At 41.6% G+C, this 15,524-nt stretch carries 15 protein-coding genes; 13 read left to right on the plus strand and 2 right to left on the minus strand.

Annotated elements, in window-relative coordinates:
• Positions 1 to 64: 64 nt before the first annotated feature.
• Positions 65 to 1,027 carry a tRNA 5-methoxyuridine(34)/uridine 5-oxyacetic acid(34) synthase CmoB gene (gene cmoB / locus FNT16_RS13175; protein WP_143872014.1) on the minus strand — a complete coding sequence of 321 codons (963 nt, stop codon included), beginning with the start codon at positions 1,025 to 1,027 and terminating at the stop codon, positions 65 to 67.
• A complete protein-coding gene (gene cmoA, locus FNT16_RS13180) occupies positions 1,027 to 1,755 on the minus strand; it encodes a carboxy-S-adenosyl-L-methionine synthase CmoA (RefSeq protein WP_143872015.1) in 729 nt (242 codons plus the stop codon). Before cmoA ends, cmoB begins: the two co-directional genes overlap by 1 nt.
• Before the next feature lie 180 nt (positions 1,756 to 1,935).
• Here cmoA and FNT16_RS13185 point away from each other — a divergent pair, with 180 nt between their 5' ends.
• The 13 genes from FNT16_RS13185 to pal all read left to right on the plus strand — a co-directional run bounded on the left by FNT16_RS13185 (position 1,936) and on the right by pal (position 15,523).
• Positions 1,936 to 3,138 carry an efflux RND transporter periplasmic adaptor subunit gene (locus FNT16_RS13185; protein ID WP_143872016.1) on the plus strand — a complete coding sequence of 401 codons (1,203 nt, stop codon included), beginning with the start codon at positions 1,936 to 1,938 and terminating at the stop codon, positions 3,136 to 3,138.
• Complete coding sequence (locus FNT16_RS13190) at positions 3,135 to 6,251, plus strand: efflux RND transporter permease subunit (protein WP_143872017.1); 3,117 nt, start codon at positions 3,135 to 3,137, stop codon at positions 6,249 to 6,251. The genes FNT16_RS13185 and FNT16_RS13190 overlap by 4 nt, the downstream gene beginning before the upstream one ends.
• Positions 6,252 to 6,381: 130 nt before the next feature.
• A complete protein-coding gene (gene aspS / locus FNT16_RS13195) occupies positions 6,382 to 8,181 on the plus strand; it encodes an aspartate--tRNA ligase (protein WP_143872018.1) in 1,800 nt (599 codons plus the stop codon).
• 30 nt (positions 8,182 to 8,211) lie between these two features.
• On the plus strand, positions 8,212 to 8,955 hold the full coding sequence (locus tag FNT16_RS13200) for a YebC/PmpR family DNA-binding transcriptional regulator (RefSeq protein ID WP_143872019.1): 744 nt from the start codon (positions 8,212 to 8,214) through the stop codon (positions 8,953 to 8,955).
• A gap of 12 nt (positions 8,956 to 8,967) precedes the next feature.
• Positions 8,968 to 9,489, plus strand: coding sequence for a crossover junction endodeoxyribonuclease RuvC (ruvC, locus tag FNT16_RS13205; RefSeq protein ID WP_143872020.1), 522 nt, complete (start codon positions 8,968 to 8,970; stop codon positions 9,487 to 9,489).
• A 34-nt stretch (positions 9,490 to 9,523) separates the two neighbouring features.
• Complete coding sequence (gene ruvA, locus FNT16_RS13210) at positions 9,524 to 10,147, plus strand: Holliday junction branch migration protein RuvA (protein WP_143872021.1); 624 nt, start codon at positions 9,524 to 9,526, stop codon at positions 10,145 to 10,147.
• Between the two features lie 3 nt (positions 10,148 to 10,150).
• Positions 10,151 to 11,161: a Holliday junction branch migration DNA helicase RuvB gene (gene ruvB, locus FNT16_RS13215; protein WP_143872022.1), complete on the plus strand. Its 1,011-nt coding sequence runs from the start codon at positions 10,151 to 10,153 to the stop codon at positions 11,159 to 11,161.
• Positions 11,151 to 11,555, plus strand: coding sequence for a tol-pal system-associated acyl-CoA thioesterase (gene ybgC, locus FNT16_RS13220; RefSeq protein ID WP_143872023.1), 405 nt, complete (start codon positions 11,151 to 11,153; stop codon positions 11,553 to 11,555). Before ruvB ends, ybgC begins: the two co-directional genes overlap by 11 nt.
• Positions 11,545 to 12,240 (plus strand): protein TolQ, encoded by a 696-nt coding sequence (gene tolQ / locus FNT16_RS13225; RefSeq protein ID WP_143872024.1) that lies wholly within the window; start codon positions 11,545 to 11,547, stop codon positions 12,238 to 12,240. Before ybgC ends, tolQ begins: the two co-directional genes overlap by 11 nt.
• A gap of 5 nt (positions 12,241 to 12,245) precedes the next feature.
• On the plus strand, positions 12,246 to 12,668 hold the full coding sequence (tolR, locus tag FNT16_RS13230) for a protein TolR (protein ID WP_143872025.1): 423 nt from the start codon (positions 12,246 to 12,248) through the stop codon (positions 12,666 to 12,668).
• 1 nt (position 12,669) lies between these two features.
• Positions 12,670 to 13,554, plus strand: a complete 885-nt coding sequence (gene tolA, locus FNT16_RS13235) for a cell envelope integrity protein TolA (RefSeq protein WP_143872026.1) — start codon at positions 12,670 to 12,672, stop codon at positions 13,552 to 13,554.
• A gap of 18 nt (positions 13,555 to 13,572) precedes the next feature.
• A complete protein-coding gene (gene tolB / locus FNT16_RS13240; protein ID WP_143872027.1) occupies positions 13,573 to 14,916 on the plus strand; it encodes a Tol-Pal system beta propeller repeat protein TolB in 1,344 nt (447 codons plus the stop codon).
• Positions 14,917 to 14,971: 55 nt separating this feature from the next.
• Positions 14,972 to 15,523, plus strand: coding sequence for a peptidoglycan-associated lipoprotein Pal (gene pal, locus FNT16_RS13245; protein WP_143872028.1), 552 nt, complete (start codon positions 14,972 to 14,974; stop codon positions 15,521 to 15,523).
• The last annotated feature ends 1 nt before the right edge of the window (position 15,524 follow it).

Below are 15,524 nucleotides of genomic sequence, written 5' to 3' on the forward strand. Positions count from 1 at the left end.
GTTGTCTGTATCTAAAAAGAGTACGCGCAATAGTACCCGTACGTCAAATTTTACTTCTTTGCTGTTATTTTTCTGCCAGTATCACTGCACGAATAGGAGCAGGGTAGCCTTCAATGGTTTTAGTTGTATCGTCAGGGTTTAGAAAATCCTTGAGTGATTCATTTTCCATCCACTCTGTTTTTCTTTGTTCATCTAAACGGGTAACCGTTTCATCAACCACTTTAATGTTTTTAAAGCCGACACGCGTTAACCAGTGGCATAGCGCTTTACTGCTGGGAATAAACCAAACATTGCGCATTTTTGCGTAGCGTTCGCCCGGTACTAATACTGTTTGTTCATCACCTTCTACCACTATGGTTTCTAATACAAGTTGTCCGCCGGGTCTGAGTTGGTCTTTGAGTTGCTGTAAAAAATCAAACGCACTGCGTCTGTGATATAACACGCCCATCGAAAAAACAGTGTCAAAAGCGTGACTGGCGGGTAACTGCTCTACCCCTAAGGGTAGTAAATGAATGTTGTCTTGTTTCGCATATTTTTGCATTGCCTGAAACTGCACGACAAAGAGCTGTGAAGGATCGGCACCTATTACCATTTCAGCCTGCTCACCTAACATACGCCACATATGGTACCCATTGCCGCAGCCCACATCTAAAACAGTTCTGCCTTTTAATGGCGCTATATGGGGTAACAATCGGTCCCATTTCCAGTCACTGCGCCATTCTGTATTTAAGTTAATATGAAACAGTTCAAAGGGGCCTTTTCGCCATGGCATAAACTGTTTAAGCAATACTTCCAATCTTTTTTGCTGGCCGGTGTTTAAATCTTGCGCGGTGCCGATTTGCACCTTGTCTTTAAAATTAAGGTGTGACGCGTCAGCTTCTGGTAAATTCTGGATGGTTTTTTGCCAATTTTTAAATTCACCATGCAATGCGTTTTTGTGCCAGTCCGCCAATAAAGCAGGCATGCTTTCTAACCACACATTAAGTTTTGAATCTAAAATTGAACGGTAAAAAGAATTAAAAAGCATTATTTTATCGCCATCATTGAAGTAAAGTTAAAGCATTGATACCACTGGTTATATTGCTTAAAACCTGCGGTTTTTAAACGCGCGTAGTGAATGTTTAACGTATCTGTGCGCATGACATTTTCAATTGCACTGCGTTTTTGGCTGATTTCGAGTTCGCTGTAGCCATGTGCGCGTTTAAAATCAAGGTGGAGTTCATCTATAACAGATTGCACTGAAGGTTGTTCAAAACGTAATTTCTCAGACAGAATTAATATACCACCGGGTTTTAAGCCGGCGTAAATTTGATTAATCAGTTGTTGGCGATCTTCTGGTTGAATAAATTGCAGGGTAAAATTCAGTACCACAAACGAAGCATTTTCTATCTTTATTTTCAGCGCATCGTCGCACAATACTAGCGTTTCAATATTGCTTTTAAAACTGGCTAGATTTTTTTCACAGCGCTGTGCCATTGCCTGTGAATAATCAACGGCAATTATTTTGCAGTTTTTAACGTCTATATTGCGGCGCATCGCCAGAGTAGCCGCCCCTAAAGAGCAACCCAAATCATAGATGTTACTGTCAGCTTGCGCATGCTCTTTCGCTAAATGCCCGATTGTTGAAATAATTGTCTGATAGCCCGGAACAGAACGTTCAATCATGTCTGAAAATACGTCAACTACACTTTCATCAAACACAAAGTCTTTTACCTTAGGTAACGGTGACGCATAAATATTATCTTTTTTAACCATCTTGTTTTTTAAATACCGTGCAAAGTTGGTTTTAATCTAAATTGCGCGTGATTTTACCTTAAATTGCCTGCGCGTGCCTGACTTTATCGAGTGCATAAATTATTGGGCAAATGCGTTTTAAATGGCTAGTATTAAAGTAATTTTTATAAATGTTAATTTTTTGTATAGTGGATAGTCTTAATGCGCGATAGTTTTCCTCTGGTATTGGTCACTTTATTCAGTTTATTTATTGCACTGTATTGGTTAACAGACGATATGAACGAGCAAAGTCAGGCACCCAAAAAAGCAGAACTGAATGTTTTGGTTGAGCAAGTTAAACGAACTTCATTTGTGCCTGAAATTACCTCTTATGGGCGGGTTCAGGCGCGTATTCAAGGGCAGGTTGTCAGCCAAATTCACGGGGCTGTCACGTATGTTAGTTCAGGTTTTTATAGTGGCGGCTTTTTTAAAAAAGGAGAGCTTTTAGTTTCTATCGATCAGCGTGATTATTTAGCAGACGTTGAAGTTGCAAACGCCGGTTATTTAACCGCAAAACAAAATTATTTACAGGAACTCGCCCGAGCAAAACAAGCCGAAGTAGATTGGCACAGAGCGCAAGGGAATAAACAACCACCTGAATTAGTGCTTAGAAAACCTCAACTTGCTGCCGCAGAAGCGAGATTGTTATCAGCAGAAGCGCTATTAAATAAAGCAAAATTAAATTTAGAAAGAACCCAAATCAAAGCACCTTACGACGGCCATACGTTATTTAAAAATGTCGCAATTGGTCAGGTCGTCGGCAACAACAATGTATTAGGTGAAATTTACGCAATTGATGCTTTTGAGGTGAGGTTGCCACTTAGCAATGAAGATCTCCCGTTTATCAGTTTACCTTCGTTAACCGAAAATATATCGCAAGTAAATCTACCTTCTGGCAAACATTTTGTCACGATTGAATCCAATTTAGGCCAGCAGGAGTTATGGCAAGGCGAATTGATCCGAACTGAAGGGGCGATTGATAATGCCAGTCAACAGTTGCATGTTGTGGTGATTATTCGCAAGCCCTATGCAAATTTAGCCGATGGTCAACAACCGCTTAAATTAGGTCAGTATGTGACCGCACGATTTAATGGTGCTCAATTGAATAACGTTTTTGTGATCAACCCACAAGCTGTTTATCAAAATGAGTTTGTTTATGTGGTAAAAGATGGTCAATTAGTTGAACGAAAACTCGATATTTTGTGGCGCAACCACAAGCATGCAGTGGTACGGTCAGGCTTACAAGATGGCGATTGGTTAGTTGTCACGCCGCTTGGTCAAGTACCAGACAATGTTAAGGTTAATTCGTTTACCCAGATTGAACCGCTCAATCATCAGGCTAAACCAAAGGCGGTCTATCCATGATAGCTTGGTTTGCTAAAAACGATATTGCCGCTAATTTATTGATGACTTGTTTGTTGTTGGCGGGTGCTTGGTCTTTGGTTTATCAAATTCCGCATCAGGTTTTACCGAGTTTGGAAGCCGAACAAATAGAGATAAGTGTGCGTTATCCGGCCGCTGTGCCATCTGATGTTGAGTTAAAAGTCACAACCCATATCGAGTCTGCCATAAAAGAATTATCGGGTGTACAGCAGGTATTTAGTGAGTCCGCGCAAGAGCGCAGCATAATAACGGCTAAGTTGCACAGCGGCGTTGATACCACGAAAGTGATGCAAAATATTAAGCTGAAAATTGATTCAATTAATACATTGCCAAAAGAAATTGATAAACCCAGTATTCGTTTAAAAAATGAATTTTCATCTGTTTTAGGGGTGGTTATCTATGGCGATGCATCTGAACGCGCAATTCGGCATTTTGCAGAAAAAGTTGAAGCTGAATTAGGCGCCATACCCACTTTAAAAAAGTTGGTGATGCGTCATGTGCCAGATTATGAAATTTCAATTCAAATATCGTCTGATACTTTGCAAAAGTACAATTTAAGTCTAGCAGAGGTCGCCAAAGCAATTGAAGAAAACGCACAGGACTTATCAGCCGGGCATATACATTCCGCAAACGGCGATATTATTATTCGCTCGCAAGGGCAGGCTTACGAAGGGCGGGCACTTGAAAACATTGTTGTAAAATATCAGGAAAATGGCAGTACCGTTAAACTGAATCAAATCGCACAGATTGATGATGGTTTTGCCGAAGTTGCGCTAACGACGCGTTTTAATGGTTACCCGGCTGTGTTGTTAGAAGTTATGCAAACTGAATCGCAAAACGCAATTAAACTGGCCAAGATCACAAAAAATTATATCAAGCACAAACAACAAGATTTGCCGGAAGGGATTTATATCAGCCATTGGAGTGACAACGCAGAAAGACTTGAAAATCGTATTGAAGGTATGGCAACCAGCGCTTTGTACGGCAGTGTTTTGGTACTGTTAATGTTAACCCTTTTCTTGCGACCCGCGGTTGCGTTTTGGGTGTTCTTGGGGATCCCGCTGAGCTTTTTAGGGGCTTTTGCTGTCATGCCATTATTTGGCGTGAGTTTAAATTTAATCAGTATGTTTGGCTTTATTTTGGTTTTGGGTATGGTGGTGGATGATGCCATTGTCACCGGCGAAAATGTGTATAGTCATCTGGAACATGCTGAGTCGGGGTTACATGCGGCCATAGCCGGCACTCAAGAGGTCGCGCAACCCGTTACTTTAGGGGTTTTAACCACTATTGTTGCTTTTATTCCATTGTTTTTTGTGAGTGGCTCGCAAGGCGTTATTTTATCGCAGATTGCGGCGGTTGTTATTCCGGTATTGGTATTTAGTTTGCTGGAATCTAAATGGGTATTACCGGCAAGACTTAAATTTGTGCAGTTGCAAACCAGTGGACATATATCTGGTTTGGCGGGTTGGCAATACCGTTTTAATCGAGGTTTTGCAAAACATAGTGAAAGGTTTTATCGCCCGGCGCTGAGCTGGAGTATAAAAAATAAATATAGTTGTTTGATTATCTTCAGTGGTTTTTTACTGGTTGTGGTTTCAGCTGTTTTTACCGGCGAAAATAAGTTTGTGTTTTTTCCAAAAATATCCAGCGAACAGGTCAAAGTCACGTTAACTATGCCAGCCGGAACAAACACACATATTATCGACAAAAATATTCTGCATATTAGTCAGCAAGCGCAAGTTCTACAAAAAATGTATCAGGATGAAAAAATCGGAGAAAGTTTAATTCGAAATATTGTCTCGGTTACCGGCGCTGAAGATAATCAGCAAAATAATCCGTATGTTGGCTTTGTCAGTTTTGATTTAGCGCCTTCAGAGCAACATGATTTTGCCGTTTCCAGCATAGAGCTTGAACAAGCTTGGCGAAAACTGATAGGTCTGGTGATTGGTGCAGAAAGTTTGGTATTTGAATCACAAGCTGGCAAAACAAATAATTTAATTGATGTGCGTATTTCTGCAAATGACTTGGAAAAACTGCAATTAGTTGCAGAACAGATTAAAGTGAAGTTATCAACATTTGCCCATGTCGAAGATGTTGCTGATAACTTTTCGCCGGGCAAACAACAACTTTTTATCGAATTAACACCTTTGGCTAAAACGCTTGGTGTCACACGAGCTGATCTGTTAAGTCAAGTGCGTGCTGGGTTTTGGGGGATTGAGGTACAGCGTATTATTCGCAACGGGCATGAAGTTAGGGTAAAAGTTAAATTGCCATTAAATGAGCGCCAATCTTTACCCGATTTACAACGTTTTATGGTGCATCTGCCCAACAATAGAGAAGTACCATTGTCACAACTTGCTAGTTTTAGAACAGAATCAGGCCCGCAAATTATTCGCCGTGTCGATCATCAAAGAAGCATAGATATTACTGCTGATTTTTCTAACCCCAAAGTCGATTTATCCGCTTTAAATGATGAGTTGACGGATTATTTGCAAGGGATGGCGATGGTTTATCCGGATGTTGATTTTAAATTGGTCGGAGAAAGTAGCGAGCTTAAAAATACCTTTGAATCTTTAAAGTGGGGGATCTTGGGGGCGCTGGTTTTAATTTATGGTATTTTGGCAATTCCGTTTAAATCATATGTTCATCCCATTATCGTGATGTCCGTTATTCCCTTTAGCGTTATTGGCTCGATGGCTGGACATTGGTTGTTGTCCATTGATCTGACCATGATGAGCTTTATCGGTTTAATCGCGTTAGTAGGAGTTGTGGTAAACGATGCAGTTGTCCTAGTTGATTTTATTAACAAACAAAGTGCAACAGGGACAAAAATTGTTGATGCGGTTATGAAGGTCACTTCAACCCGTTTACGGCCAGTCTTTTTGACCTCGAGTACCACCTTTCTAGGATTATTACCTTTGATTTTAGACCAATCCAGTCAAGCCCAGTTTTTAGTGCCGATGGCGGTTTCACTTGGTTTTGGCATTTTGTTTGCCCCTTTTGTAACTCTATTTTTGGTGCCAATAAATTATCTGATGTTGCAAAATGCACTTAATTGGTGGCATAAAGTAGAGCGAAAAATATCCAATTCCTGAGTTTTATTTGATTAATTGAATTGACCCTTTGTGTCTTATCGCCCTTAACTAGCAATACAGGGGCGATTAGGTATATAATCTGGCGCAATTTTTGACATAAATAACAACAGAATTCAGGAAGCACAATACTATGCGAAGCCATTTTTGCGGGCAGGTCAACGAGTCATTAATAGATCAGCAAGTTACTTTATGTGGTTGGGTTAACCGCCGCCGTGATTTAGGTGGGTTAATATTTTTAGACCTGCGCGATGTTAAAGGTTTGGTTCAGGTTGTTATCGACCCAGATTTCGAAGCATTATTTGCCACGGCAAATAAATTAAAGCATGAGTTTTGTATTCAGTTAAAAGGTAAAGTCAGAGCACGCCCGGAAAGTCAGGTCAATAAAAATATGGCGACGGGTGGGGTTGAAATTTTAGCCTCAGAACTGACTATCTTGAATGCTTCAGCGCCGCTACCATTAAACATGGACGGTCATTTAAATAATTCTGAAGAGCAAAGACTTAAATATCGCTATTTAGACTTACGACGCCCTGAAATGGCGAATAAGTTAAAATTCCGCGCGCGCGTTACCAGTGAAATTCGCCGCTATTTAGACGAACATGACTTTTTAGATATCGAAACTCCGATATTAACCAAAGCAACACCTGAAGGTGCACGAGATTATTTAGTGCCTAGCCGCACGCACAAAGGTCAGTTTTTTGCGTTGCCACAATCACCGCAATTGTTTAAACAATTGTTGATGATGTCGGGAATGGACAGATACTATCAGATTGTTAAATGCTTCCGTGACGAAGATTTACGGGCAGATCGTCAGCCAGAATTTACGCAAATTGATATTGAAACCTCATTTATGTCAGCAGATGAGGTGATGGCTGTCACTGAAGATATGACGCGACAGTTATTCAGCAAGTTATTGGATGTAGATTTAGGTGAATTCCCTCGTATGACTTATGCCGATGCAATGGCTAAATACGGTAGTGATAAACCTGATTTACGCAACCCGCTTGAGATGGTTGATGTTGCTGATTTAATGGCGGATGTTGAGTTTAAGGTATTTTCTGGGCCGGCAAATGATCCAAAAGGCCGCGTTGCTGCGCTTAAAGTGCCAAATGGTGCGGATAAATTTTCACGTAAAGATATTGATGAATTAACGAAGTTTGTTGGTATTTATGGTGCTAAAGGCTTGGCTTGGCTAAAAATTAATGATCTGGAAAAAGGCCGAGAAGGTTTACAGTCACCTATATTGAAGTTCTTGCCGGATACTGTAGTGGAAGGCATTTTAGCGCGAACAGAGGCGGCAACAGGCGATATTATATTCTTCGGTTCAGATAAATACACAGTTGTCAGTGAAGCCATTGGTGCTCTTAGGCTTAAAATCGGTGAGCAATTGGGCTTAGTTGCCGATGAATGGAAGCCGCTTTGGGTTGTTGATTTCCCAATGTTTGAAGAATATGACGGTGGTTTAACACCATTGCACCATCCATTTACTGCACCAGTTGGTGTAAGCCCTGAAGAACTCAAACAAAATCCAGAAAATACATTATCTAATGCATACGATATGGTATTAAACGGTTGTGAAGTGGGTGGCGGTTCTGTGCGTATTCACCAACAAGATATGCAGCAAGCTGTTTTTGAAATCTTAGGCATTGGTGCAGAAGAGGCAGAAGAAAAATTTGGATTCTTACTAGATGCACTTAAATTTGGTGCGCCGCCACATGCCGGTTTAGCGTTTGGCTTAGATCGCTTAGTGATGTTAATGACAGGTGCTACTTCGATTCGCGATGTGATGGCCTTTCCGAAAACAACAACCGCAGCTTGTCCGTTAACCGATGCGCCCGGCTTTGCAAACCCGCAGCAACTTGAAGAGTTGGCGATCCAAATAAAAGCAAAAGAAGAAAAAACAGAAGAAAAAGAAGAAGAAGTAAAATAATCGTAATAAAGCAGTACAGGAGTTTAATTTATGGCAGGTCATAGTAAATGGGCCAATATTAAACACAGAAAAGCCGCGCAGGATGCCAAGCGCGGCAAAATATTCACCAAATTGATTCGTGAATTAACCGTTGCTTCTCGTGAAGGTGGCTCTGATCCATCAGCGAATCCAAGACTGCGAGCCGCGATTGATAAAGCCTTGTCAAATAATATGACACGAGACACGGTTGAACGTGCAATTAAACGTGGTGCAGGCGAGCTAGACGGTCAGGTATTAGAAGAAATAACCTACGAGGGTTATGGTGTTGCGGGTACTGCTGTGATGGTGCAATGCATGACAGATAATCGCAACCGGACGGTTTCTGAAGTGCGTCATGCCTTTACAAAGTGCGGCGGTAATTTAGGCACAGACGGTTCAGTTGCTTACCTTTTTGATAAAAAAGGGGTGATTAGTTATGGCGCTAAAACCGAAGAAGATGCGCTTATGGAAGCCGCATTGGAGGCGGGGGCGGATGATGTCATTAATAATGACGACGGAACTTTTGAAGTTTATACCACAGCCGAAAATTTTGGTGTGGTAAAAGATGCATTGGATGCAGCTGGTTTAAAAGCTGAAAATGCTGAAGTGACACTGGTGCCTTCAACTAAGTCTGAATTAGATGTTGACAGTGCACCTAAGTTATTACGCTTGATTGATATGCTGGAAGATTTAGATGATGTGCAGGATGTTTATTCTAATGCAGATATTCCGGATGATGTCTTGGAAAACTTATAAAGTGAATATTCATTGAGTATTATTCTTGGCATAGATCCGGGATCGCGAATAACCGGATATGGCGTCATACAACAACGAGGCAAAAACATTCAGTATTTAGGCAGTGGTTGTATTCGTTTAGGTGATGTGCCATTAGCCGAGCGGCTTATCAATATTTTTCGTGGCATTAGTGAATTGATTCAGCAATTTCAGCCGGATCTATTTGCGATAGAACAAGTGTTTTTAGCACATAACCCTGATTCAGCCTTAAAGTTGGGGCAGGCTAGAGGGGCCGCAATTGTTGCTGCAGCCAATACGGGCTTAGACGTCGCCGAATATTCAGCCCGGCAAATTAAACAAGCGGTAGTGGGTAAAGGCAGTGCAGACAAAAAACAAGTACAGCATATGGTGACTCATATTTTAAAGTTAACCGCTTCGCCGCAAGCAGATGCTGCAGATGCACTGGCCGTTGCTTTGTGCCATGCACATACACGGCAAAGTTTAATAAGCATGGCTGGGCAAGCGAGTAAAACCGTACGTGGTCGTTTGCGTTAACTTACACATAATAAATTTTGCTAAAAGGTAATAAATGATTTCTCGTTTAAGTGGTGTCGTAGTTGAAAAATTACCGCCTGAATGCATATTAGATGTAAATGGTGTGGGATATGAAGTTTTTCTGCCAATGACAAGTTTTTATAAATTACCTGAACTTGAGCAGCCAACAACTGTCTACATCCATCAGGTTATTCGCGAGGATGCCAACTCTTTATACGGTTTTCACAATAGATACCACAGAGATTTGTTTCGTGAACTTTTAAAAGCCAATGGTGTTGGGCCCAAGCTAGCGTTAGCTATTTTATCTGCGATGTCAGCTGAGCAGTTTATTCAGACTGTGCAAAATGATGCTGTTTCACATTTAGTGAAAATACCGGGTGTGGGTAAAAAAACAGCCGAGCGATTATTGCTAGAAATGAAAGACAGATTGGTTAAGTGGCAGATAAATCAAAGCGATAACGGATCGTCGGATGAACAAAATGCAATAGGTGGACCAGAGGCAACCATTCACTATGCCAAAGCAGATAGTGAGGCAGTTGAGGCTTTAGTTGCCCTTGGTTACAAAGCTACACAAGCCGAAAGCGCAGTGAAAAAAGTTGCAAGTACAGAAATGACTAGTGAGCAGATTATCAGGCTCGCTTTAAAGAGTATGTTGTAAACCATGATTGAAGCGGATAGGCTGATAAGCCCAACAATAAGTGGCGAAGAAGAAAGTATCGATCGGGCGATGCGTCCACAGCTTTTGGCAGATTACACTGGCCAAAAAAATGTTGTGTCACAAATGCAAATCGCTATTGAAGCGGCAAAAAACCGACAAGATGCGCTTGACCATGTATTGATATTTGGCCCGCCTGGGCTTGGTAAAACGACATTGGCTCGAATTATTGCAAATGAGATGTCGGTGAATATCAAAACAACATCGGGCCCCGTGTTAGAAAAAGCAGGTGACCTAGCGGCATTATTGACCAATTTAGAACCCAATGATGTTTTATTTATCGATGAGATTCATCGTTTAAGTTCAGTGGTTGAAGAAGTTTTATATCCGGCAATGGAAGATTATGAGCTTGATATCATGATAGGTGAAGGACCAGCGGCTCGTTCTATCAAGCTTGAATTGCCGCCTTTTACACTGATTGGTGCGACGACGCGCGCTGGTGCGTTAACGTCTCCGTTGAGAGATAGATTTGGTATTGTACAAAGGTTAGAATTTTACTCAGTAGATGAGCTGCAGCTTATAGTAAAGCGCTCTGCTCATCATTTAGGCATGCAGTTGGATGAAGAAGGTGCGTTGGAAATAGCCAGAAGAGCACGAGGAACGCCCAGAATTGCTAACCGATTATTGCGTCGCGTGCGCGATTATGCTGAAGTAAAGGCAGATGGCACTGCAACGCAAGGAGTGGCTTCTGATGCATTAGATATGCTAGATGTTGACCACAAAGGCTTTGACTATATGGATCGCAAATTATTAGAAGCCATTATTGATAAATTTGATGGGGGGCCGGTCGGATTGGATAATTTAGCTGCTGCAATTGGTGAAGAGAAAGATACAATAGAAGATGTAATTGAGCCATTTTTGATTCAGCAGGGGTTTATTCAGCGAACGCCAAGAGGCCGAATTGCGACACAACGTACTTATTTGCATTTTGGATTAACAGGAAAGCATGAGTCATAGATTTGAATTTGGTGTTCGTGTGTATTATGAAGACACGGATGCCGGTGGTATTGTATACCACGCTAATTATTTAAAATTTTACGAACGTGCGCGAACTGAATTTTTATCCGCTTTGGGTATTGAGCAAGATAACCTGCTGACGCAAAATATCGGCTTTGTGGTTAAACGTATCACTTTAGATAATAAAGTTGCGGCGCAGTTTAATGATCGCCTGTTAGTTGTGACAGAGATCGAAAGTTTAAAAAAGGCGAGTTTAATTTTTCGCCAGCACATTGAAAAAGAACAGAAAATTATTAACACTGCGCTCATTGAAATAGCGTGTGTCGATTTAAAACAATTAAAACCGGTGCGTATACCGGCTAGTATTTTCGGGGAATTAAAAAGTGTCAGCTGATATCACCTTTATAGGTCTATTTTTACAGGCGAGTTTACTTGTCAAGGCCGTTATGCTTTTATTGTTGGCTTTATCGGTTATTTCGTGGATGATGATTTTTCAGCGTTCCAGTGTTTTAAGCCGCGCCAGTCGAGAAGCAAGGTTGTTTGAAGACAAATTTTGGTCAGGCGTTGAATTAAGTAACCTGTACCATGAGGTCAGCCACAAAGTCACCGAGCCGTGCGCCAGCGAAAGTTTATTCAAAGCTGGATTTAAAGAGTTTGCACGCGTGCGAAAAGGTGGGCATACCTCACCTGAAGCTTTAATGGATGCAACTTATCGAGCGATGCGCGTCAGTATGTCGCGAGAAGTTGATAAATTAGAAACACATTTACCCTTTTTAGCAACCGTTGGTTCAATCAGCCCATACATAGGTTTATTTGGTACAGTATGGGGGATTATGAACGCCTTTATCGCTCTAGGTGAAGTGAAACAAGCTACTTTAGCTATGGTTGCTCCGGGTATCGCTGAAGCGTTAATTGCAACTGCGATGGGCTTGTTTGCAGCCATTCCTGCCGTTATTGCCTACAACCGTTTTTCACATCGGGTAGAGAAAATTGAAAATGGTATGATTAATTTTATGGAAGAGTTTTCTGCTATTTTACATCGTCAGGCCATTGCGAAAAAAGAGCAGGCAGGAGCTTAGTCTAAATGTATCAACGTAAACGGCGTCGTCCTGTTTCGGATATTAACGTTGTCCCCTATATTGATGTCATGCTGGTGTTACTCATTATTTTTATGGTGACGGCGCCCTTGATTACTGCTGGAGTTAATGTTGACCTGCCAAAAGCTGAAGCTAACCCATTAGCAGAAGACAGTAAACCACCCATTATTGTCTCTGTTACCGCTGATTATGAATATTTTGTCACTGATGGTAGTAATAAAGATGGTCCGATGCAGCCACAAGAGTTGGCGGCATTGGTCGGTGCTTATATCGAAGTTGAACCTGAACGTCCTGTGATGGTCGAAGGTGATCGCACTGTGAGTTATGATGCGGTGGTGAGTCTGATGGTGTTGTTGCAAAAACAAGGCGTCGCTTCTGTTGGCTTGATGACAGATCCGGTAGGGGAATAATATGCAGCAGTATCCATTGGCATTAATAACTTCAATCACCATCCATCTTTTATTAGGCGTTGTTTTGATGTACAGCATGGAGTTTAAAACGCCAACAAAACAGCCTAACCAAGCCAGTAAAAGTGAAGTTGTGCAGGCAGTCTCAGTTGATAAAAGTGCACTACAGGCACAAATTAAAAAACTAGAAGCGCAAAAAGCTGCACGCGAAAAAGCAGAAGAGCAGCGCGTAGCTGAGTTGGAAAGGCGAGCACGAGAAGCTGAAAAGGCAAAACAACAAAATGAACAAAATCTAAAGCAGCTTGAAAAACAGAAAAAACAAGCAGAGGCTGAAGCACGCGCTGCGAAAGAGCGCCAGATTAAAGAAGCTAAACGTGCAAAAGAGCTAAAACAGGAAGCTGAAAAACAAGCAGAAGCGAAAAGGCAAGCCGAACTTGCCGCCAAAAAAGCGCAAGAAGAAGCTAAACGTAAAGCAGAGGAAGCCCGAAAAGCAGAAGAGGCGCGTAAACAGCGTGAAAAAGAAGCGCGTGAACAAGCAGAGCAACAGAAGCTGTTAGAACAGCAAATGAAAGCCGAGATGGAAGCACGTGCGGCTCAAAAGCAGCAATACATTATGTCGGAGCGTGACAAATATGTAGCGCTAATTCGCTCAGCAATTCAAAGTAATTTGTTTACCGATGCTTCTTTGGCTGGAACCAGTTGTAAATTGAATATACGTTTGGCCGCAAATGGTTTTGTGACTCAGGTAAAAACCTTATCTGGCAACCCACAAACCTGTCAGGAAGCCGAACGTGCTGTTTATAAAACGAATCAGTTGCCGGTATCTGAAGATCCGGAAGTTACTGCTGAGTTAAGAAATATTAACTTAACAGTTGCACCAGAAAATTAAAATAAAGGCGCTATAAGCATGAAGAAAATTGTTACACTTTTACTATCTTTAGTTTTGATTACGCCTGTGCAGGCGGCGATTGAAATCTTAATTACAGAGGGTTTAGATAGTGCGCGTCCTATCGCGATTGTGCCTTTTCATTATGAGGGCGTTGCGCAAATGCCGGTTAAAATTTCTGATATTATTTCAGCAGATTTGGGGCGTAGTGGCAAATTTAACCCTAAAGCGGTATTTGAAATGCCACAACAGCCAAAAAATGTAGAAGACGTAGATTATACGGCCTGGACAGAGAAAGGTGTGGATACAATTGTCACTGGTCAAATCTATGATGTAAGGCCTGGGCAGTTTTCTGTGACTTATCAAATCATTGATATTATTCGGGGGCAAATTACGGGCGGTGGTGCTCAAATGTTGAGTGGCGGCGAACTTGTTGCATCAAACGATCATATTATGTTTGCCAGCAAACCTATTTCTTTTGATTCGTCTGATTTTCGTCGAGTGTCGCACGCAATCAGTGATAAAGTGTTTGAGCAACTTACTGGCATAAAAGGTGCATTTCAAACCAAGATAGCTTACGTTCTGGTTACCGAGCAACCAAATCGACCGTATCAATTGGTGGTTGCAGATTACGATGGTTACAATGAGCAGGAAATTGTACGCAGTAATGAGCCGTTAATGTCGCCATCTTGGTCTCCGGATGCGACAAAATTAGCGTACGTGACGTTTGAAAACCGTCAAGCTCAAATTTTTATCCACGACTTATATTCAGGTAGTCGGGAAATGATTGCATCATATCCGGGCATTAATGGTGCACCAAGTTGGTCGCCAGATGGTTCTAAAATGGCAATGGTATTGTCAAAAGACGGCAATCCTGAAGTATATGTAATGGATTTATTGACGCGTCGCTTGACACGCATTACAAATAATCGAACTATAGATACAGAACCATCATGGTCGCCTGACGGGAAATCTTTGGTGATAACCTCAGAACGTGGCGGGCGCCCACAGTTATACAGAATTGAACTGAGTAGCGGCAAAGCACATCGCTTAACTTATACGGGTGAAATGAATCTTGGCGGTTCGTTTCTACCGGATAATAAAGGTGTAGTCGTCGTTAATCGGACTCGAGGGAACTATCATATTGCTCGACAGGATTTACGTACAGGTTCGATGCAGGTACTGACCAAAACTTATTTAGATGAGTCACCTAGTATCTCTCCGAACGGAAATATGATAATTTATAGTACATTACATGGCCAAAATCAGGTACTTGCGCTGGTATCTGTTGATGGTCGATTTAAAGCCAGATTGCCATCTGGTGTCGGGCAGGTTAAGTCGCCTGCTTGGTCACCTTATATGTAATTGGCATATTTTATTTAACTAACAATTGAAATTTCTAATAAATAAGGAAAAGCACATGCAGCCAACCCAATTATTAAAATACCTTGTTGTCGTTTTACCAATGTTAACAGCAGCATGTTCTACAACTACAGGTGAAGACACTGCAACTGCAACTAACGCGAACGATACAGCTACGACTGGTGCGTTAGCGCAAAACGATGCAGATTCAGTAGAAGTCATGACGTTACAAAAAAAGCGTCAGATGGAAATTGAAGAAGAAGAGAAAAAGCAAGCTGCATTACGTCAAACTAATATGTTGTTCTTCGACTTTGATGATTCTCAAGTTGAAGGCAAGTATTTTGAAGTGTTAGAAGCGCATGCCGCTTATCTACGTGCAAACCCTGGCGCTAAAGTTGTAATTGAAGGTCACTGTGATGAGCGCGGTACACCAGAGTACAATATCGCGTTGGGTGAGCGTCGAGCGAAGAGTGTCGCTAAGTATTTACAAAACTTAGGGGTTACTGCTTCTCAAATTTCAACCGTGAGCTACGGTGAAGAAAAGCCTTTAGACAAGTCGCGCACTGAAGCTGCATTTTCTAAAAACAGAAGAGCTGTATTAGTATATTAAT

It is taken from the genome of Catenovulum sediminis (assembly GCF_007289895.1).
Taxonomy (GTDB): domain Bacteria; phylum Pseudomonadota; class Gammaproteobacteria; order Enterobacterales; family Alteromonadaceae; genus Catenovulum; species Catenovulum sediminis.